Source organism: Rhodanobacter sp. Root179 (genome assembly GCF_001428465.1).
Classification (GTDB): Bacteria; Pseudomonadota; Gammaproteobacteria; order Xanthomonadales; family Rhodanobacteraceae; genus Rhodanobacter.
In genome coordinates this window covers 1-19562 of record NZ_LMHR01000029.1, presented here as the reverse complement: position 1 = coordinate 19562, position 19562 = coordinate 1, and the positions used below count along the sequence as shown (strand labels likewise).

At 68.5% G+C, this 19562-nt stretch carries 16 protein-coding genes; 6 read left to right on the top strand and 10 right to left on the bottom strand.

Annotated elements, in window-relative coordinates; genetic code table 11:
- The first annotated feature begins 60 nt into the window (after window positions 1-60).
- From ASD82_RS01115 to ASD82_RS01105, 3 genes are read left to right on the top strand one after another with little or no spacing between them, the layout of a single operon-like run.
- Complete coding sequence (locus tag ASD82_RS01115; protein ID WP_082585202.1) at window positions 61-747, top strand: M15 family metallopeptidase; 687 nt, start codon at window positions 61-63, stop codon at window positions 745-747.
- A 31-nt stretch (window positions 748-778) separates the two neighbouring features.
- Complete coding sequence (locus ASD82_RS01110; RefSeq protein WP_056714181.1) at window positions 779-1834, top strand: serine hydrolase domain-containing protein; 1056 nt, start codon at window positions 779-781, stop codon at window positions 1832-1834.
- Window positions 1834-2601, top strand: a complete 768-nt coding sequence (locus ASD82_RS01105) for an N-acetylmuramoyl-L-alanine amidase (RefSeq protein WP_056714178.1) — start codon at window positions 1834-1836, stop codon at window positions 2599-2601. The genes ASD82_RS01110 and ASD82_RS01105 overlap by 1 nt, the downstream gene beginning before the upstream one ends.
- Here ASD82_RS01105 and ASD82_RS01100 read toward each other — a convergent pair.
- The 4 genes from ASD82_RS01100 to ASD82_RS01085 form a co-directional block, all read right to left on the bottom strand.
- Window positions 2591-3325, bottom strand: a complete 735-nt coding sequence (locus ASD82_RS01100) for a hypothetical protein (protein ID WP_056714176.1) — start codon at window positions 3323-3325, stop codon at window positions 2591-2593. The two genes, ASD82_RS01105 and ASD82_RS01100, sit on opposite strands and share 11 nt — an antisense overlap.
- Window positions 3326-3402: 77 nt before the next feature.
- Window positions 3403-6522, bottom strand: a complete 3120-nt coding sequence (locus ASD82_RS01095) for a CusA/CzcA family heavy metal efflux RND transporter (RefSeq protein ID WP_056714173.1) — start codon at window positions 6520-6522, stop codon at window positions 3403-3405.
- Complete coding sequence (locus ASD82_RS01090) at window positions 6519-7694, bottom strand: efflux RND transporter periplasmic adaptor subunit (RefSeq protein WP_056714168.1); 1176 nt, start codon at window positions 7692-7694, stop codon at window positions 6519-6521. The genes ASD82_RS01095 and ASD82_RS01090 overlap by 4 nt, the downstream gene beginning before the upstream one ends.
- Window positions 7691-9247 carry an efflux transporter outer membrane subunit gene (locus tag ASD82_RS01085; RefSeq protein ID WP_235580599.1) on the bottom strand — a complete coding sequence of 519 codons (1557 nt, stop codon included), beginning with the start codon at window positions 9245-9247 and terminating at the stop codon, window positions 7691-7693. The genes ASD82_RS01090 and ASD82_RS01085 overlap by 4 nt, the downstream gene beginning before the upstream one ends.
- A 271-nt stretch (window positions 9248-9518) precedes the next feature.
- Between ASD82_RS01085 and ASD82_RS01080 the strand changes: the two genes are divergently transcribed.
- Window positions 9519-9758: a hypothetical protein gene (locus ASD82_RS01080; RefSeq protein WP_157599148.1), complete on the top strand. Its 240-nt coding sequence runs from the start codon at window positions 9519-9521 to the stop codon at window positions 9756-9758.
- A 31-nt stretch (window positions 9759-9789) separates the two neighbouring features.
- Here the strand turns inward: ASD82_RS01080 and ASD82_RS01075 are convergent, their stop codons facing one another.
- The 5 genes from ASD82_RS01075 to pdsR form a co-directional block, all read right to left on the bottom strand.
- The gene (locus tag ASD82_RS01075; RefSeq protein WP_056714161.1) at window positions 9790-10494 is read right to left on the bottom strand and encodes an SIMPL domain-containing protein; all 705 of its coding nucleotides are present in this window, start codon (window positions 10492-10494) and stop codon (window positions 9790-9792) included.
- A 41-nt stretch (window positions 10495-10535) separates the two neighbouring features.
- Window positions 10536-12008, bottom strand: coding sequence for an anthranilate synthase component I (gene trpE, locus ASD82_RS01070; RefSeq protein ID WP_200946068.1), 1473 nt, complete (start codon window positions 12006-12008; stop codon window positions 10536-10538).
- A gap of 91 nt (window positions 12009-12099) precedes the next feature.
- A complete protein-coding gene (locus tag ASD82_RS01065) occupies window positions 12100-14124 on the bottom strand; it encodes an ATP-binding protein (protein WP_056714156.1) in 2025 nt (674 codons plus the stop codon).
- A gap of 27 nt (window positions 14125-14151) precedes the next feature.
- On the bottom strand, window positions 14152-14730 hold the full coding sequence (locus ASD82_RS01060; RefSeq protein WP_157599147.1) for a hypothetical protein: 579 nt from the start codon (window positions 14728-14730) through the stop codon (window positions 14152-14154).
- Window positions 14730-15419 carry a proteobacterial dedicated sortase system response regulator gene (pdsR, locus tag ASD82_RS01055; protein ID WP_007807361.1) on the bottom strand — a complete coding sequence of 230 codons (690 nt, stop codon included), beginning with the start codon at window positions 15417-15419 and terminating at the stop codon, window positions 14730-14732. Before pdsR ends, ASD82_RS01060 begins: the two co-directional genes overlap by 1 nt.
- A 651-nt stretch (window positions 15420-16070) precedes the next feature.
- Between pdsR and ASD82_RS01050 the strand changes: the two genes are divergently transcribed.
- Both ASD82_RS01050 and ASD82_RS01045 read left to right on the top strand, forming a co-directional pair.
- On the top strand, window positions 16071-18032 hold the full coding sequence (locus ASD82_RS01050; protein ID WP_056714151.1) for a marine proteobacterial sortase target protein: 1962 nt from the start codon (window positions 16071-16073) through the stop codon (window positions 18030-18032).
- Window positions 18023-18670, top strand: coding sequence for a class GN sortase (locus ASD82_RS01045; protein ID WP_082585201.1), 648 nt, complete (start codon window positions 18023-18025; stop codon window positions 18668-18670). Before ASD82_RS01050 ends, ASD82_RS01045 begins: the two co-directional genes overlap by 10 nt.
- Window positions 18671-18814: 144 nt before the next feature.
- Here ASD82_RS01045 and rpe read toward each other — a convergent pair whose 3' ends face one another.
- Window positions 18815-19495: a ribulose-phosphate 3-epimerase gene (gene rpe / locus ASD82_RS01040; protein ID WP_056714144.1), complete on the bottom strand. Its 681-nt coding sequence runs from the start codon at window positions 19493-19495 to the stop codon at window positions 18815-18817.
- Between the last annotated feature and the right edge of the window lie 67 nt (window positions 19496-19562).

Sequence of the window (19562 nt, the reverse complement as noted above, 5' to 3'; positions counted from 1 at the left end):
CCATCCGCCCTCCGGGCACCTTCCCCCGCCAGCGGGGGAAGGAAGATCGTGCTGGCTTTGATGCTCTGCCTCTGCATCGGCAGCCTCCACGCCCAGGACAAACCCGCCCTGTCACCCGCGAAAACCGCCGCCGAAGCCAACCTGGTCGACATCCGCACGCTGGTGCCCGACATGGCCGAGGACATCAAGTACGCCGGCAGCGACAATTTCATGGGTACGCCGGCGGACGGCTATCGCGCACCAGCCTGCCTGCTGCTGCGCCCGGTCGCCGAAGCGCTGGCGCGGGTCGAGCGTGACCTGCGCACGCGCCACCAGCGCCTGAAGATCTGGGACTGCTACCGCCCCGCCCGCGCGGTGGCGCATTTCGTGCGTTGGGCCCACGATCTTTCCGACCAGCGCACCAAGCCGCAGCACTACCCGCGGCTGGACAAGTCCGAACTCCTGCACGGCTACATCGCGGAAAGCTCGGGCCACAGCCGCGGCGCCACCATCGACCTGACCATGCAACAGTGCGCCGCCGACGGCAGCCGCTGCATGCCGCTGGACATGGGCACGGATTTCGACTTCTTCGACGTGCGCGCGCACACCGACACGCCCGACGTCACGCCGCAGCAACACGCCAACCGCCTGCTGCTGCGCGACGCGATGGAGCGCGAGGGCTTCCGCAACTATCCGATGGAGTGGTGGCATTACACCCTCGACCCGGAGCCGACGCCGCACACGCTCTACGACGTGCCGGTGCAATGACCCGAAACCCGCAGCGCAAAGGCGACATGCCATGTACAAACCCCTTGCCAGCCTCGCCGTTGCCGTCCTGCTCGGCGGCTGCGCCTCCGCCACCAAGCCGGTCGATCCCACCGATGCGCTGATGGCGCGCTATGCCGGCGACGTACCCGGCGCCTCGCTGCTGGTGCTCAAGGACGGCAAGCCCATCGTCAGCCGCAGCTACGGCCTGGCCAATCTCGAGGACCATGACGAGACCACGCCGGCCACCAACTACCGGCTCGCCTCGGTGAGCAAGCAGTTCACCGCGGCGGCGATCCTGCTGCTGGCCGAAAGCGGCCGGCTCCACCTCGACGATCCGGTGCGCCACTGGCTGCCCACGCTGCCGGAGACGGACTCCGCCGTCACCCTGCGCCAGCTGCTGACGCACACCGGCGGCCTGGTCGACTACGAAGACCTGATCCCGCCCGGCACCACCGCCCAGGTCAGCGACAACGACGTATTGCGCATGCTGTCCGCCACGCCGAAAACCTACTTTGCGCCGGGCACCGCGTACCGCTACAGCAACTCGGGCTACGTGCTGCTGGGCCTGGTGGTGGAGCGCGCCTCCGGCATCAGCCTGCCGCTGTACCTGCAGCAGCACATCTTCCGTCCGCTGCACATGGACCACACCCTGATGTACATGCGCGGTGGCCCCGAAATGGAACATCGCGCCTACGGCTACAGCGAAGAGCACGGCCAGTGGACGCGCACCGACCAGAGCGTCACCAGCGCCACCCGCGGCGACGGCGGCATCTATTCCTCGGTCGAGGACATGGCGAAGTGGGACGCCGCGCTGTACGACAACCGCCTGCTCAGCGACGCTTCGCGCAAGCTCGCCTTCAGCCCCCACGTGAAGGTCACCGGTGAACCGTACGAGGCCAGCTACGGCTACGGCTGGCGCATCACCGGCGACACGCTGTGGCATTCGGGCGAGAGCATCGGCTTCCGCAACGTGATCGTGCGCTGGCCGAAGCAGCACCTCACCGTGATCCTGCTCAGCAACCGCAACGAGCCGGAGCCGTACCGCACCGCGCTGGCGATCGCGCAGCCTTACCTGCAGGAACCGTGATGTCCCGTCCGCTCCGTTTGTCGCGCAGCGTCGCCGTCCTGGCGCTGGTCGCCCTGCTCGCCGCCTGCGCCCACGCGCCGCCGCGCAACCCGCTGGCAACCTGGATGCCCTCGCCCAACCACGACATCCGCCGGCCGGTGCTGATCGTGGTGCACTTCACCAACCAGCACTCGGCGCAGGAAAGCCTGGACACGCTGCGCACGAAGAACAGCGGCGGCCCGGTGAGCTCGCACTACCTGGTGGGCAGCGACGGCCACATCTACCAGCTGGTGTCCGACCAGTTGCGCGCCTGGCACGGCGGCGGCGGCCACTGGGGCACGATCACCGACATCAACTCCGCCTCGATCGGCATCGAGCTGGACAACGACGGCCATTCGCCGTTTGCCCAGGCGCAGATCGACAGCCTGTTGCGCCTGCTCACCGACCTCACCACGCGCCTGCACATCCCGCGCACGCAGATCATCGGCCACCAGGATTTCGCGCCCACGCGCAAGGACGATCCCGGCCCGCTGTTTCCCTGGCCGCAGCTGGCTGCCGCCGGCTTCGGCTTGTGGCCGCAGGGCGAACTGATCGATCCGCCCTCAGGCTTCGATCCGTGGATGGCACTGGGCCTGGTCGGCTACCCGCTGGAGGATCGCGCCGCGGCGGTGCGCGCGTTCCACAACCACTACCGCGGCATCGGCGGCGACGCGCTGGACGCGCAGGATCTGCGCATCCTCTACAACCTGGCGCAGATCGTCGAACGCGGCACGCCGCTTACCGACTGAACGTTTCCGCGGGCGGCTCGGCGATCCGCCGGAGATCGGACGCCGCGCCCTCGAAGCGCGGTGTCACCTCCGGCGTGGCAGCCCGCGGCGGAAACGCCAGCACCTGGTCGGTATAAGTCTCGATCAGGGCGCTGAACGGCCGGTTGCCTGCGTCAAGCAACAGCGCGCGATGCTGCAGGATCGCGTGGGGAATCGCCTGCGTGCCGGCTGCCGCGGACACCGACCACAGCACCCGTGCACTCAGTGTTTTCCTCCGGAAATGCAGCGGCCGCACCACCTTGCCGAACGGCACGTCGCTGGTGTCGAGCTGGCGGTTCATCGCCTCGGTGAGGCGATCGGGCAGATACCAGTTGTCCGCCTCCGACAGCACATGGTCGCCGCAGGCCAGTTGCACCCGCCGGTATTTCACCCGCTGGTCGGCTCCCGCCATCAGTTGCGCGCGCAGCTCGGGCGGCAGCGGCTTGTCCACGCCGCGCGCCCGATGCGCCACCACGCGCGCCGGCGACGCCATCCGATGCGCGGCGCACCAGCGTTCGAGCGTCAGCGTGGCGCTGTCATGGCCGAGCAGGTCGGCATTGAGGGTTTGCAGCATCCGCTGCGCCTGCATCCGCCCCTGCGGCGTATCACGCCAGCCACCGGCAACCGGTTCGCGCGCGATGGCGGCGCTGCTGGCCAGCAGCGCGAACAGGGCAACCGAGGTGGCACGCAGCAGCGATCGAGTCATGGTCGTGTGTCGCGCGCCTGCCGCACGGGCAGGGGCGCGCGATTCTTGGGGAAAACCCGAGCCTGCCGGAAGTGGCCTCACACTTCCAGCCGGTCGCCCGGCCGCGCCACCAGCGAGTACAGCGCCGGCATCAGGAACACGCTGATCAGCAGGCGGGTGAACAGGCCACTGACGATGACCAGGGCGAACGGCCGCTGCGTGTCGGTGCCCACGCCGGTGGCCAGCGCTGCCGGCAACAGGCCCAGCGCCGCCACCAGCGCCGTCATCATGATTGGGCGCAGGCGCAGGATCGCGCCTTCGCGGATCGCCTCGGCCACCTCGACACCGTTGCGGCGCAGCTGGTTGACGTAGGAGATGTACACCACGGCGGTCTGCACCGAAACGCCGAACAGCGCGAGGAAGCCGATCCCCGACGACACCGAGAACGGCGTGCCGGTCAGCCACAGCGCGATGATGCCGCCGGCCGGCGCGGACAGCACCACGCCGAGCACGGTGATGAACGGAAACTTGAAGTTGCTGTACAGAGTGAACAGCAGCAGGAAGATCAGCCCCACGGTGAGCGGCACGATCAGGTTCAGTTGTGCGCGCGAGGCGGTGTATTCCTTGTACTCGCCGCCCCAGTCCAGCCGGTAGCCCTGCTGCAGTTTCACTTTCGCCTTGACCTGCGCGATCGCGTCCTCCACCGCGCCGGCCAGGTCGCGGCCTTCCACCGAGAACTGCACGCCGATGTAGCGCGAGTTGTCCTGCCGGTAGATGAAGGAGGCGCCGTTGGTCACCGCGATATCGGCGAATTCCTTCAGCGGCAGCTGCTGGCCGCCGGGCGTAGCCACCAGGATGTTGCCGATCGCCTCGGCGTTGTCGCGATACTGCTGGTCCAGCCGCACCACCAGGTCGAACTGCTTCTCGCCCTGGATCACCTCGGTCGCCACGTCGCCGCCGATGGCGGTCTGGATCAGGCCGTTGATGTCGTCCACGTTGAGGCCGTAACGGGCGATCGCCGCGCGCTTGATGCGGATGCTGAGGCTGGGCTGGCCGAGCTCCTGCACCAGGGTCACGTCACGGATGCCACGCACCTGTTCCAGCACGCGCTTGATCGCCTTGCCCTTCGCCTGCAGCGTGTTCAGGTCGGGGCCGAACACCTTCACCGCCAGCGCGCTCTTCAGGCCGGTCTCGGCCTCGTCCACCGCATCCTCGGCCGGCTGGGTGTAGTTGAAGGTGATGCCGGGGAAACTCTGCAGTTTCTGGTTGATCGCCGCGGTCAGCTCGGCCTTGTTGCGGTATTTTCCGGTCCACTGCGAATACGGTTTCAGCCCGACGTAGAACTCGACGTTGAAGAAACCGGTGGAGTCGGTGCCGTCGTCGGGCCGACCCAGCTCCGAGGCCACCGTGGTGACCTGGGGGAACGAACGCAGGATGTCGCGGATCTGCGGGGTGATCTTCGCCGACTCGTCGAACGAAATGGTGTACGGCATGGTCGCGCGCACCCACAGCGCGCCCTCGTCCAGGTGCGGCATGAACTCCGCGCCGATGCGCGGGATCAGCAGCAGCGACAGCCCCAGCAGCAAGGCCGAAGCGATCGTGGTGAGCCACACCCGGGCCAGGCAGAAGTCCAGTCCCCGGATGTAGACCGACCTGATCGCCTCGAACGCGCGGTTGCGCCGCTCGCGCACGCCCTTGCGCATCAGCCAGGAGCACAGCACCGGCAACAGGGTCAGGGTGACCACCAGCGAACCGACCAGTGCAAACACCATGGTGTCGGCCATCGGCTTGAACAACGTGCCGGACGGGCCGGACAGCACGTAGATCGGCAGGAAGCTGACCACGATCACCGCCACCGCGTAGAACAGCGGGCGATCGACTTCGGCCGCCGCGTCGCGGATCACCTCGATCAGGTTGAACTTCGTGCCTTCGCGATCGGCGAGCTGGCGGTGGATGTTCTCCACCATCACCACCGCCGCGTCGACTAGGATGCCGAAGTCGATCGCGCCGATCGACAGCAGGTTGGCCGAGGCGCCCTGCAGGTCCAGCCCGATGAAGGCGACCAGCAGCGACAGCGGGATGGTGACCGCCACGATCAACCCGGCGCGCACGTCGTACAGGAAGAAGATCAGCACCACCACGACCAGCAGCATGCCGCGCAGCAGGTTGTCCCTGACTACCTGGGTGGTCACCGCGACGAGATCGCTGCGGTCGTAGAACGGATGGACCCTGATGTCCTTCGGCAGGATCTGTTCGTTGAGTTCCTTCGTCTTCGCCTCGACCCGCTTCAGCACGTCCTGGGTCTTCTCGCCGGTGCGCAGCGAGATCACGCCTTCGACCGCGTCGTTCTGCTGCTCGAAGCCGAACTGGCCCAGCCGCGGCGCGACGCCGATCACCACGCGGCCGACGTCCTTCACCAACACCGGAGTACCGTCGTGCACGGCCAGCACCACGTTGCCGATGTCCTCCAGCGTCTGCAACCGGCCCACGCCACGCACGTAGTAGAACTGGCCGCCCTGCGCGTAGAAGCCGCCGCCGGCGTTGCCGTTGTTGGCGGCCAGCGCGGCCTGCACCTGCTGCGCGGTGAGCCCGACGCCGGCGATCTTCGCCGGGTCCAGCAGCACCTGGTACTGCATGCTGCCTCCGCCGAAACCGGAGTCGTCGGCCACGCCGGCCACGGCGCGGTACTGCGGCTCGACCACCCAGTCCTCGAAGGTCTTCAGCTCCATCGGCGAGCGGTCGGAGCTTTGCAGCACGTAGCGATAGATCAGCCCCGACGGCGACGACAGCGGCGACACCGACGGCTTCACCCCGTCGGGCAGATCGAGATCGCCGAGCCGGTTGAACACCTGCTGGCGCGCGAAATAATTGTCGGTGCCGTTGTCGAAGGTGAGCGTGACCACCGACAGGCCGTACAGCGAAATCGAGCGGACGTTGTCGGTTCTCGGAATGCCGGTCATGCCCTGCTCGGCCGGCACCGTGATCAGCCGTTCCACTTCCTCGGCGGTGTGGCCCGGCCACTGGGTGACGATCTCCACGCTGGGCGGCGACAGGTCGGGATACGCATCCACCGGCAGCCGGTGCAGCGCATGCACGCCCGCACCGATCAGCACCAGCACCAGCAGCGCCACCAGGAAACGCTGCGCCAGCGAGGCGCCGACGAGCCGGTTCATCAGCGACGCCGCACGCGGCGGCATGGGCGGCAGGTGCTCGCTCATTGGTTTTGCATGAACTGCACGAAGATGCCGCCGTCGACCACGATGCGGTCGCCGGCCCGCAGGCCCTCGCTGATCAGATAGCCGTCGCCGCTGCGCGTCCCCGTGGTGACATGGCGGCGCGCGAAGCTGCCATCGTGCTGCAGCAGGTAGACGAACGGCAGGTTCTCGTCGTCGCGCAGCAACGCCGAGGCGGGAACCCGCAGGCCTTCGCCGGTCTGGCGCGACCGGATGCGCACGCGCACGTACATCTGCTTGCGCAACACGTGGTCGGGATTGCGCACCACGATGCGCGCGGCGATCGCCCGGGTATCGGGATTCACCACCGCGGCGATGTTGTCCACCGTGCCGGGCCACTCCTCGCCCGGCGTGCCGGCATCCACCTGCGCGGGATCACCGATCCTGATCGCGGCCAGTTCCGCCGCCGACAGTTGCGCCATCACCCACACTTTCGACAGGTCGGCCACGGTGAAGCACGGCGTGCTGCCGGCCTGCAGCAACTGCCCGGGAGTGATCAGCTTCTCCACCACGGTGCCGGCGATCGGCGCGCGGATGACGCCCTGCACCCGCGTCACCGTGCGGCCGGCCTGGATCGCCTTGATCGTGGCGGCATCGACATCGAGCGCCACCAGCGCCTGCAGCGCCGCATCGCGATCGGCCTCGGCGCTGGCCGCATCGATCTGCGCCTGCTCGGCTTCGCGCCGCGACACGCCTTCGTGTTGCAACAGGTCCTTGTCGGCGTCGGCCAGCCCCCGCGCGTTGCGCGCCGTGATCAGCGCCTTGCGATAGCTGCCGATCGCCGCGGAAAAGTCCGGCGAATCCACCAGCGCCAGCGGCTGGCCCTGGCGCACCTTGTCGCCCGGCGCGACCAGCAGCCGCGCCACCGGGCCGGAGAATGGCGCCAGCACGCTGGTGGCCTGGTCGTTGTCGAAATCCACCACGCCGGTGGTGTCGACCGTGCGATGGAAACTCGCCGGCGCCAGCGTGAGCAGGCGGATGTGCTGGCGCTGTGCCGCGGTCATCGTCACGTTCTTCGGCGTGTCGGCCGCCGCAACCTGCGGTGCGGCGGATTTCGAGGAACAACCTGCCACGCCGATGAGCATGCCCAGCGCAAGCAGGCGGGCCAGGCGAACGGGCGGCGTGCGATGCGCCACCGAAGAGGATCTGCTTTTCATCGATGTCCCGGGTTGTGCCTTGGCTGATCCGAAGAAGCGTCGTCCGCATGCCACCAGCCGCCACCCAGCGCCTGGAACAGCGCGGCGGTGTCGGCGTAGCGACTGGCCTGCGCCTGCACCAGCGCGATGCGCGCCTGCTGGTAGCCCTGCTCCGCGGAAAGCAGCGACAGATAGCCGGCGTAACCGTCCTGGTACTGGCGTTGCGACAGGCCCAGGGTGAGCTTCGCGGCCTGCTCCGCGCCGGCCGCGGCTTGCAGGCCTTCGGCGTCGTGCTGCAACGCGGACAGCACGTCGTCCACGTTCTGGAATGCGGTCAGTACCGTGCCCCGATACTCCTCGGCGGCCTGCGCATAGGCGGCCTTCGCCGCCCGCTCCTGATGCAGCAGGCTGCCGCCCTGGAAGATCGGCGCAGCCAGGTCCGCGCCCACGCTCCAGAAGCCGGTGCCGGACTTGAACAGCTGGTTGATCGCCAGCGCCGTGCTGCCCGCGTTCGCGCTCAGCGAAATGTTCGGCAGCCGGTTGGCGATGGCCACGCCGATCTGGGCGCTGGCCGCATGCATGTTCGCTTCGGCCTGGCGCACGTCGGGACGTTGCGCCACCAGCGTCGAAGGCAGGCTCAGCGGCAACGCCTGCGGCAACTGCAGGCCGGCGAGATCGAACGATGGCGGCGACGCCTGCTCCGGCAACTGCCCGGCCAGCACCGCCAGCAGGTGGTTCTGCTGCTCCAGCTGGGTCAGCAGCGGTGGCAGGCTCGCCTTGACCTGCGCCAGCTGCGCTTGCTGCGCGGCCAGCTCGAGCCCGCCGGCATAACCCTTGTCCCGCTGGTACTGCAGGATCTGCACCATGTGGGCGTTGATCCCGACCAGCTCGCGCGTCGCCGCGACCTGCGCCCGCAACGACGCCTGCTGCACGGCCGCGGCCACCACGTTGGTGCTCAGCGTGATGCGCGTGGCCAGCATCTGGAAACGCACCGCCTGCTGCTGCGCCTGCAGCGACTCCTGCGTGCGCCGGTTGAGCCCGAACACGTCCGGCACATACGACACGCTGACCTGCGGGGTGAACAGGTTGTACAGAAACGCGTTGTTGCTGGGCACCGGCGCCAGCGCGCCGGGCGGGTCCTGTTCGCGGCTGGCCGACATGCCGGCGGTGACGCTGGGATAGCGGGCGCCGCGTCCGGCCAGGGTGGTTTCGCGCGCCACATCCAGCGCGGCCTGCGCCGCCTTGAGGTCGGCGTTGTGCGCCAGCGCCTGTTCGACCAGCGCGTTCAATGCGGTGGAATGGAACAGCGTCCACCACTGCGCGGGAATGTCCGCACCGGCGACGAAATGTTGCGCCCGGCCGCCGGCCACATTCGCGCTGGCCGTGCTGGCGGGCATCGGACCCGCAGCCACGCTGGCCATCTCCGGCGCGGACGGCCGATGAAAATCCGGCCCCACCGCGCAACCGCCGATCGCCAGCGCGGCGACGGCCGCGACAAGCAGCCGCCCCGGGGAACGCACCCGCCCGAGCATCGCAGCCGTCACTTCGACGGCACCGGCAAGCGCTCGAACCACGGTTTGTTCATGCGGAGGCGTCTGCACGGAAAGATCGGGCCGCAACGATATAACGTACCAAGTCGTGGCGAAAGCCTGCAAGAAATTGCGTCGGCCAGCCGTCTGGCGGCAGCTGAATCCGCAGCCCGTGCCGCAACAAGCCACGGCACGGACCCGCCAGTGCTCTGCAGTCGAACCAGCGCCGCGGCATACTCCCGGAATGAAATCAGCGGGCACGGCACATCGTCTGGTCAGACTCGTCGCGTGGCTGGTGTTCGCATGGGGAGCGCTGGTGCTGCTGACGCTACCGGTCCGTCGCTACGACTGGATGCAACAGGTGGACCCCTCGATCAGCGCGCCGCCCGATGCCGGCTCCGACAACGGCGCGCTGTTCATGCTGCTCCTGCTGGGCGTCATCGTGGCCAGCCAGGTCGCCATCATGACGCTGGCGAAGACCGGCCGGGAAAGAACCTGTGCACTCGTGCTGGCCCTGGTCGCGGTCGCGCTGTGGGCATCGAGGTTCTGGCGCTAGCCCGTGAACGGAGCTTCGCCCCAGGCCTTTGTCACGGCGCGGTCAGGTAAACAGCATAGATATCCTGGCTAAGCTCGATCGTTCCGATTCGAAGCGCCGTATCGGGTGGCGGCGGCGGTGGCGGCGCGGGCGGAGCGCCTTCGGCGAAGCCCGAACCTATTCCGTAGGATCTGTTGGGTGCCACTTCGGAAACGCTGTAGACGCCCTTGATCTTCAAGTCGTATGACGCGGCGATCTGCCGGGCAGACTGCCGGGAATCCTGGATGGCCAGTTTGCGCAAACCGGACTTGAGCTGGGCCTCGTCGCTGCGCGAGACATCGACGCGGCGGATCTGCAACTCGGCGTTGGCCTCGATCGCGTCGAGGAACCCCTTCAGTTTGTCGGAACTGTCGAAGGTGGCCTCGACATCACGGTTGGCCTCCGTACCGACGAAGACCTGGCGATCGTCCCGGTACTCGCTTTTGGCCCCGACTGCGAGCGTGCTGGCCTGGGTGCGTGCGGGCATTGCATGGTACTCGTCCAGCGCGGAGAACACCTGCTTCGCATAGTTCTCCACCTTGGCGCGAGCTGCCGCCGGCGACTTGTCAACGACGCTGATATCGATCTTCACGGTAAACCGGTCCGGCACATAGCGGCCCTGCGCATGTCCCATCACCAGCAGGTGGGGCGCCGCCGGCAACGCATTGGCCTGCGCCAGCGCCACGCACGGACTCAGCAGCAGCAACAGCGAGATCATCAACCGTTTCATTGTCCCCTCCCCCTGATATGGACGTCCGTTTACAACCCTTTCGCCGCCTGCGCCACCGCGCGGAACAGCGCGCGGCCCTTGTTCATCGTCTCTTCCCATTCCGCCGCGGGGTCGGAGTCGTAGACGATGCCGGCGCCCGCCTGCACGTGCAGCCGGCCGTTCTGGATCACCGCGGTGCGGATCGCGATGGCGGTGTCGGCGTCGCCCCACCAGCCGATCCAGCCGATTGCGCCGGCATAGATGTTGCGCTTGTACGGTTCCAGTTCCTGGATGATCTCCAGCGCGCGGATTTTCGGCGCGCCGCTCAGCGTGCCGGCCGGGAACGTGGCTTTCAGCACGTCCATGTAGCCGAGGTTCGGCCTGGCCGTGCCCTGCACCTGCGAGACGATGTGCATCACGTGCGAGTAGCGCTCGATCACGAACGATTCGCTGACTTCGACCGTGCCGTTCTCGCTGATCCGGCCGATGTCGTTGCGGCCCAGGTCGATCAGCATCACGTGCTCGGCGCGTTCCTTGGGATCGGCCAGCAGCTCGGCTTCCAGCGCCTGGTCCTCCTCTTCGGTGGCGCCGCGCTTGCGCGTGCCGGCCAGCGGGCGCACCACCACCTTGCCGTCCTTCAGCCGGGCGAGGATTTCCGGCGAGGAACCCACGATCTGCGTATCGCCCAGGTCGACGAAGTACATGTACGGCGACGGGTTCAGCGCGCGCAACGCGCGGTACACGTCGACCGGCCGCGCGTTGAAACCCACGCTGAGCCGCTGCGACGGCACCACCTGAAAGATGTCGCCGGCGCGGATGTATTCCTTGGCCTTCTCGACCATCGCCTCGAACTCCTCCTTCGTGAAGGAGGATTTGAAATCGCCCTCGTCCAGCGCGACCGACTGGGTCAGCTGCGGATACGACGCGCCGCCCTGGCGCAGCCGGTAGACCAGCGCATCGAGCCGGCGCTGCGCCTCGGCGTACGCCTGCGGCTGCGACGGATCGGCGTGCACGATCAGGTACAACCGGCCCTTGAGGTTGTCGAATACCGCCACTTCCTCGGCCAGCATCAGCAGCACGTCGGGCGTGCCCAGCTCGTCGGCGCGATCCCACTGGGCGAGCCGTGGCTCGATGTAGCCGATCGTCTCGAAGCCGAAGTAGCCGACCAGGCCACCCGAGAACGCGGGCAGCTGCGGCAGCCGCGGCACGTCGTACTGTGCGCGTAGCTTCTCGATCTCGCCCAGCGGATCATCGAGGTGGCGACGTTCGGTGACCTCGCCCGAATCCTCGACCTCCAGCTCGTGGCCGCGCAGGCGATACACCCGCTTCGCCGGCAGGCCGATGATCGAATAGCGTCCCCAGGTGGCGCCGCCCTCAACCGATTCGAACAAAAAGGTGTACGGGCCATCGGCCAGTTTCAGGTACACCGACAGCGGCGTGTCGAGGTCGGAAAACACCTCGCGCACCAGCGGTATGCGCGTGTGGCCTTGGGCAACCAGCGCGTCGAATTCGTCCCGGCTGATTTTGTCTGGGGAGATCACGTGCTCAATCCGTGGCTGGCAGGATCGCCGATTGTAGGGCAGAGCCGGCGACAGCGTGAACGAACGGCGCGGTTCACAACCGCGGCCGCGGCATTCCGTGCAGGCGCAGCGAGAACGCCACGCCGCTGCCGTCGTCGAGGTTGCGTGCGCTGGCCACCCCGCCGTGGCGTTCGGCCACCAGGCGCACCACGTACAGACCCAGGCCCAGGTGCGGCGCGTCGCCGGGGGTTGCCTTGTCGCGCAGGCTGACCAGCGAGTCGAACAACCGGCCCTGCATCGCGGCCGGCAGCGGCGGGCCCTGGTTGGCCAGCTCGATCTCGGCGCCGTCGGGCGTGGCCGCCAAGCTCAGGCGCAACCAGCCGTCGGGCGGAGTGAACGACAGCGCGTTGTCGAGCAGCTTGTCCAGCGCCTGGGCGATCAGCTCGGGCGCGCAGTGCAGGTTGATCGCGCCGGCCGGCAGTTCGCAGGCCAGGCGGCGCGTTCCGATCAGCGGCCGGTAGGCCTCGGCGCAACCGCGCACCACCTCGCGCAGGTCGACATCCTCCGGCTCCGCCGCGGTGATCGAACGCTCCATCCGGCTCGACTCGCTCATCGCGCGCACCAGCGCGCCCAGCCGCGCCACGCCGTCGCGGGCGCGCGCCAGGTAGGGCTGCGCGTCGGCGGGCAGGCGGTCCTGCGCCTGCAGGGCGTGTTCGAGGTTGTCCAGCGAGGACTTCACGATGGCCAGCGGCGTGTTCAGTTCGTGCGAGAGTTTCGAGGCCAGCGTGCGCAGGTAGTCGGTATAGCTGCCGACCACCTCGAACAGCCGCTCGAAGCTGCGGGCCAGGTCGCCGATTTCGTCCGGTGCGTCGGTCATCGGGAACTTGCCGCTGTCGAAAAGGCCGTCCAGACGTCCGTCGTTGAACTGGGCGCGCTCGGCCGCGTTGCGCAGCCGGCCCAGCCGCAGGCTCAGCCGCGTGGCGAACCACAGCAGGATGCCGCCGGCCACCAGCAGTACGCCGAAGCTGGTCAGCAACAGCCCGAGCAGGGCGCGGTTGGCCAGCAGCGGCACGGTGCGGCTGGGCTGTTCCAGCAGCAGCACGCCATCGACCTTGCCGGCCCGCTCGATCGGTACCGCGGCGGCCAGCACCACGCTGCCGCGCTCCTCGCCGCTGCGCCACACGGTGGCGGGTTGTCCGTCCGCGGCGCGGCGCACTTCGCCGCTGTCCAGCCGCGGCACGTCCTGCGCCCACAGGTTGGCATCCTCCAGCCGGTTGGCCAGCAGCGAGCGATAGACCAGCGCGGCGAACCAGCCCGGCTGGCCATCGCTGCCCGGCAAGGTGTTCAACCTTCCGCTGCGCCCTAGCAGCCAGCCCTGCGGCGCCAGCACGCGCGCCTGCACCTGGTCGGGCACCAGTTGGGCCAGTTCGCCGGACAACTTGCCCGAGTAGTCGAGCAGCGGGCGCGTGTCGGCTGCCATGCGGTCGCCGCCGGCCGTCGCGTCGTAGATGCCGACACCGAGGCGGCGCAAGGCGAGGCTGCGTGGCAACCGCAGTTCGACGCGGTAACCGCTGCCATCCTCCTGCCATTGCGCGGGGATCATCTCCGGCAGGCCGTCGACCGGCGGATCGAGCGGGCGCGCCGCCAGTGCACCGGGCGCCGCGCTGGCCAGCAGGTAGCGACGCTGGCCGTTCGCATGGCCCAGCGCCAGGATCAGGTGGTCGGCTGCCAGCGCGTTCGCATCATCGGCGTCGGCGCGCGTGCGGTGGGTGTCGCGCACGTCGGCATACAGGTACAGCCAGTCCTCGTCGCCCGCCAGCAGCAGCTTGCCGTGCGAACCCAGCGACTGGCTCCAGGGCGTCAGCGGCGCCCAGTCGTCGCCGTAGCCGTCGACGGTGATTGGTTGTGCGCTCGATTCCACGTACCAGTTGCTGGCGCTCACCGGCGGCAGCGCCCCGGTCACCACCAGGCTGCGCGCCACTGCATTGGCCGAAGCCAGCAGGGCCTGCGCCTGGCCCTCGCGCAGCAGCGTTTCCATCTGTCGCACGTACAGCCAGCCCGCGATCGGCAGGGCCAGCGTGCACAGCGCGACCAGCAGCAGTTTGCGGCGCAGGCTCATCGGAGCGGTCGATCAGGATGAAGAAGATCAGGGTGCATGCGTGGCCGGCGCTGCGGTGTCCTTCATCCAGCGGCTGGCCACCACCACGCGCATGAAGTCATCGAGCAGCGCCTGGCGCGCGGGATCGGCATCGTCGAAGGCCATCGACCAGCTCAGCCGCACGCCGCTGGCGGCGCCGGGGTCGCAGAACACCAGCACGTCGTCGACGTGGTCGCTGCCTTCGTACACCGAAGCCTCGCATGGCATCGCCGGATGGCGCACGACGAAGGTGGAGGTCCTGCCGGCCGGGTCGTGCTGCAGGTAGCGCTTGCGATCGGCCTGCACTTCATCGGCCAGCGTGCCCAGCTCGCGCGGCCACACGTTGAGCACCATCACCCGCTGCGGCTTGCCGCTCCATTCGCCCTGGTACAGCACCGCATTGACGCCGATGGCGCGGGCGTAGGTGCAGCAGTCGCGCGTCCAGCCGGCCGGCGTAGCCACGCTGATCGCCCATGCGGGAGCGTTGCCGTCGCGGGCGCCGCGAGCCAGCACGTCATCCATCGGCGTGGCGGCTTGCGCCAGCATGGCCCATCCGCACAACGCCACGACCAGCCATGCGCCACGCATCATGGCTTCCACCGGTAGCCCACGCCATGCACGGTCTCGATCGCGTCGAACTCCGGCGCCACCGCGATGAACTTCTTGCGGATGCGCTTGATGTGCGAGGTGATGGTGGCGTCGTCCACGACGAGTTCCGCCTCGCGCATCAGCTGGTCGCGGTTCTTCACGTGGCCGGGGAAGCGGATCAGCGTGTGCACCATCCAGAACTCGGTGACGGTGAGCGGGATCTCCTCGTCGTTCCAGGTGATCCGCATGCGTTCGGATTCCAGCTTCAGCGGGCCGTGCTCGATCACCGTCTCGCTGGAAGCCGGCGCCTTCAGCGATTCGATGCGGCGGAACAGCGCGGCGATGCGCGCGGCCAGCTGGTGCAGGCTGGTGTCCTTGCTGAGGTAGTCGTCGGCGCCCAGGCGCAGACCGGAGATCACGTCGAAATCCGAATCGCGCGCGGTGAGGAAGATCAGCGGCAGCGTCGAGGATTTCGCGCGCAGCTCGCGGCACAGGTCGAAACCCCCTTCCGGCTCGTCGCCCAGGCCGATGTCGATGATCACCAGCTCGGGCAGCTTCATCGCGAATGCGCTGGACGCTTCCTGGCGCGAGCCGTAGCCCCGCGCGTCGTAGCCGAAGCGGTTCAGCGCCTCGACATAATTGGCGCGGATCAACGGTTCGTCTTCGACGATGGCAATGCTGCGGCCCATGATGCGTTCCCTTCGAATGGTGGGCGCAGCGTGCTATGCGAAGCACCCGGACGCAAGCCATCGGCGAGGAATGCCCGCGTTTTGCCACAAGCGAACGGCAAACCGGCCGCTCGCCGCCGCCGCACGCGCCGCCACCGGCGTTTTGATGGAGTCGTCCCCCCGACGAGAAAACTCATGAAACTCGATACCGACCCGCGCGACGCGAATGCCGAGCTGCACGGCTTCGAACCGCTGCGCATCACCCTGGCGCTGGGCGCCCTGCTGCTGGGCCTGCTGCTCGGCATCTGATGCTCCACCCCTGGTTCGGGAGACTGCCATGACCCTCCACCGATTCCCCCTGTTCCGCCTGCTTCCGCCCGCCGTGGAAGGCACTGGCACGGTCGCTGCGCAGGGAAGCGCAACGGACGTTGGCCAGGACGAGCCCGACGCGGACTGGCAACCGCTTTAGTTCCGACCTCCCCTGTTCCGTCCTCCATGGTGGTTCCTTGTCCCCTCCTCGCGAGGGGATTTTTTTGTCCACGGCGCCTGCCATCGTTCTGCCCCGATTGCGCCGCAAGCCGCCGCATTCCCGACGCGGCCCGCGCCGCGCCGGATGCGGCAATGCAGCCGTAGCACCTGCCAACAACCCCAGCCAACGACCAAGGGACGGCCATGCGCGCATCATCCAGACTCTTCTTTCACCTGCTGCTGTTCGCCGGCCTGCTGTTCGCCGGGCCCTCGTTCGGGCTCGCCGCGCACGCCACCGAACCGGGCAGCGGCGAGCTGCGCTGGCGCGATGCCAGCGGCCAGTTGCAGGCGCTTGCCAGTCTCGACACCGATGTCGAGTACAAGGTCAGCGGGCTGGTTGCCGAAGTCCAGCTGCGCCAGCAGTTCCGCAACAGCGGCAAGGACTGGCTGGAGGCGCAGTACCTGCTGCCGCTGCCCGACGGCGCGGCGGTGTATTCGATGTCGCTGGAGATCGGCGAACGTCGCGTCGTGGCCGACATCCAGCGCAAGGAAGCGGCGAAGAAGGTGTTCGAACAGGCCCGCAACAGCGGCAAGCGCGCGGCCCTGGTCGAGGCCGACAACGGCAACCTGTTCCGCACCGCGGTGACCAACGTGGCGCCGGGCGAAACGGTGACGATTGTGCTGCGCTACTGGCAGCGCGTCGACTATAGCGCGGGCAGGTTCTCGCTGCGCTTTCCGCTGACCTTCACCCCGCGCTACCACATGCGCGACGTCGCCCGGCCCGGCGACGCCGGCATCGACACGCCGCAGGTGTTTGCCGACGACAACGCGCAGGCGCCGCTGCGCACGCACATCGCGGTGCAGCTGGATGCCGGCGTGCCACTGGCCAGCGTGGACAGCTCCAGTCACGCGATCATCAGCACGCGGCAGGACCAGCGCTGGGACATCCGCCTGCGCGACGCCAGCGTGCTGCCGGACCGCGACTTCATGCTGAGCTGGCAGCCGCAGCCGCAAACCCAGCCCAACGTGGCCAGCTTCCGCCAGGACATCGACGGCGCCCATTACGCGATGCTGATGCTGATGCCGCCGCAGCAACAGGCGCAGCGCCTGCCGCGCGAGCTGGTCCTGATCATCGACACCTCCGGCTCGATGGGCGGCGAATCGATCCGCCAGGCGCGCGCGGCGCTGGATCTGGCGCTGAGCCAGCTGCAGCCGGGCGACCGCTTCAACGTGGCCGAATTCAATTCGACACTGAACCCGTGGTCCAGCGAGGCGGTGGCCGCCACGCCCGAGGCGTTGCAGAAAGCCCGCGCCTGGGTCGACCAGTTGCAGGCCAACGGCGGCACCGAGATGGCGCCGGCGCTGCGCTTCGCGCTGGCCGGCCATGCGCCGCCCGGCTACGTGCGCCAGGTGCTGTTCGCCACCGACGGCGCGGTCGACGATCCGAACGGCCTGATGCAGTTGATCGACGAGCAGCTGGGTGATTCGCGACTGTTCCCGATCGGCATCGGCAATGCGCCGAACGCAGGCTTCCTGCAGGCCGCCGCGCGTCATGGTCGCGGCAGCGAAACGCTGGTCACCGACACCGGCAACGTGGGCAAGGCGATGGTCAGCCTGCTGGCCCGGCTGGATCACCCTGCCCTGCGCGACCTCAAGGTGGACTGGCCGGCCGGCAGCGACGTCTATCCGCGGCAGTTGCCCGACCTGTACCTGGGCGAGCCGCTGCTGGTCACCGCCAGGCTGGCCGCGCCGGTCGACCGCGTGCAGGTGCACGGCCAGCTGGCCGAGCGGGCGTGGACGGTGCCCGCGGATCTGTCCGCCGCCAGGCCGGCCGCGGGACTGGATCGGCTGTGGGCGCAGTCGCGCATCGCCGACCTGTCCGACCAGCTGGCCCGCGGCGGCGATGCGCCGGAGCTGGTCGAGGCGATCACCCGCACCGCGCTGGACGCCCATCTGGTCAGCGCCTATACCAGCCTGGTGGCGGTGGACCGGACCCCGGCGCGCAGCGCCGATGCCGCGCTGAAGCACCAGCAGATTGCCAACGTGATGCCCGCCGGCACCCACTTCGCGCAGACCGCCACGGCGGCCGAGCTGGAACTCTGGCTGTCCCTGCTGGCGCTGCTGCTGGCGGCGCTGGCGTGGTGGCGGCAACGGGCATGCCGATGATCCGGCAGCGGGCATGGCGCGCGCTGATGTTCGGCGCGCTGATGCTGGCCGCGGGGCTGGGCCTGAACGGCGTCTGGATCCACGCCAAGGCCGCGCTAGCGCAGCTGCTGCTGGAGCGGGCCTGGACGCGCTCCGATCACGGACGGCTCTCCCAGCGGCCGTGGCCGTGGGCCGACATCGCCCCGCTGGCGCGGCTGCGCGTACCGCGCCTGCATCAGGACCTGATCGTGCTGGATGGCGACAGCGGCCAGGCGCTGGCGTTCGGCCCGGGCTGGAGTACCGGCGGCGCGCGCCCGGGCGCCGCGGGACTCGGCGTGATCAGCGCGCATCGCGACACCCAGTTCCGCTTCCTGCCCTCGCTGCGCCCGGGCGACCGGCTGGCCCTAGACGGCCCGCGCGGCAGCAGCGACTACGTGGTGACGGACAGCCGCGTCATCGACAGTCGGCAGGCGCGCGTTCCGCCCCGCGACAGCATGGACGGGCTGTGGCTGGTCACCTGCTATCCGTTCGATGCGGTGGTTCCGGGCGGCCCGCTGCGCTACGTGGTGCAGGCGCGCCGGCTGAAACTGAATGACGGCATGGCGGTTTCGCCCCGCATCGCGGGAACCAAAGCCGAACAGCCCGGTCAGAACTTGTGATTGGTGCGGTTCCTTGCCGTGGAACGTGCCGGCACGGCGTGAGTCCCTCCCCATAGTGGCCGTGCCGGCACACCAATCATGGTGTTTCCTCTCACGTCTCCGACGACGTTTATCCCGGCGCAGCCGTTCACTGCGTCGGGATTTTTATGTGCGCGATCCGGCAATCGCCCGGTGCATGGCCTCGATCTCGGCGCGATAGTCCGCGGCATGGAAGATCGCCGAGCCGGCCACGAAGGTGTCGGCGCCGGCGGCGGCGATCGCACCGATGTTCTGCGCGGTGACACCGCCATCCACTTCAAGTCGGATGTCGCGACCACCGGCCTCGATCCGCTCGCGCACCTGGCGCAACTTGTCCAGCGTGCCCGGAATGAATTTCTGGCCGCCGAAACCCGGGTTCACCGACATGATCAGGATCATGTCGAGCTTGTCCATCACGTAGTCGAGATGATCCAGCGGCGTGGCCGGATTGAACACCAGGCCGGCCTGGCAGCCGGATTCCCTGATCAGGCCGAGCGTGCGGTCGATGTGTTCGCTGGCCTCCGGATGGAAGCTGATCAGGCTGGCGCCGGCCTTGGCGAAGTCCGGCACGATGCGGTCCACCGGCTTGACCATCAGATGCACGTCGATCGGCGCGGTGATGCCGAACTTGCGCAGCGACTGCAGCACCATCGGCCCGATCGTGAGATTCGGCACGTAATGGTTGTCCATCACGTCGAAGTGCACCCAGTCGGCACCGGCGGCCAGCGCTGCGGCGGTGTCCTCGCCGAGCCGCGCGAAATCGGCGGCGAGGATGGAGGGGGCGATGATGGGGGATTGCTTGCTCATAAGCCGGGAATCGGGAATCGGGAATCGGGAATCGGGAATCGGGAATCGGGAATCGGGAATCGGGAAT

Excerpts from the sequence above, each read along its gene's own strand:
- ASD82_RS01115 (WP_082585202.1), top strand. The coding sequence starts at position 61 with ATGCTCTGCCTCTGCATCGGCAGCCTCCACGCCCAGGACAAACCCGCC.
- ASD82_RS01110 (WP_056714181.1), top strand. The coding sequence starts at position 779 with ATGTACAAACCCCTTGCCAGCCTCGCCGTTGCCGTCCTGCTCGGCGGC.
- ASD82_RS01105 (WP_056714178.1), top strand. The coding sequence starts at position 1,834 with ATGTCCCGTCCGCTCCGTTTGTCGCGCAGCGTCGCCGTCCTGGCGCTG.
- ASD82_RS01100 (WP_056714176.1), bottom strand. The coding sequence starts at position 3,325 with ATGACTCGATCGCTGCTGCGTGCCACCTCGGTTGCCCTGTTCGCGCTG.
- ASD82_RS01095 (WP_056714173.1), bottom strand. The coding sequence starts at position 6,522 with ATGAGCGAGCACCTGCCGCCCATGCCGCCGCGTGCGGCGTCGCTGATG.
- ASD82_RS01090 (WP_056714168.1), bottom strand. The coding sequence starts at position 7,694 with ATGAAAAGCAGATCCTCTTCGGTGGCGCATCGCACGCCGCCCGTTCGC.
- ASD82_RS01075 (WP_056714161.1), bottom strand. The coding sequence starts at position 10,494 with ATGATCTCGCTGTTGCTGCTGCTGAGTCCGTGCGTGGCGCTGGCGCAG.
- ASD82_RS01065 (WP_056714156.1), bottom strand. The coding sequence starts at position 14,124 with ATGAGCCTGCGCCGCAAACTGCTGCTGGTCGCGCTGTGCACGCTGGCC.
- ASD82_RS01060 (WP_157599147.1), bottom strand. The coding sequence starts at position 14,730 with ATGCGTGGCGCATGGCTGGTCGTGGCGTTGTGCGGATGGGCCATGCTG.
- pdsR (WP_007807361.1), bottom strand. The coding sequence starts at position 15,419 with ATGGGCCGCAGCATTGCCATCGTCGAAGACGAACCGTTGATCCGCGCC.
- ASD82_RS01050 (WP_056714151.1), top strand. The coding sequence starts at position 16,071 with ATGCGCGCATCATCCAGACTCTTCTTTCACCTGCTGCTGTTCGCCGGC.
- ASD82_RS01045 (WP_082585201.1), top strand. The coding sequence starts at position 18,023 with ATGCCGATGATCCGGCAGCGGGCATGGCGCGCGCTGATGTTCGGCGCG.
- rpe (WP_056714144.1), bottom strand. The coding sequence starts at position 19,495 with ATGAGCAAGCAATCCCCCATCATCGCCCCCTCCATCCTCGCCGCCGAT.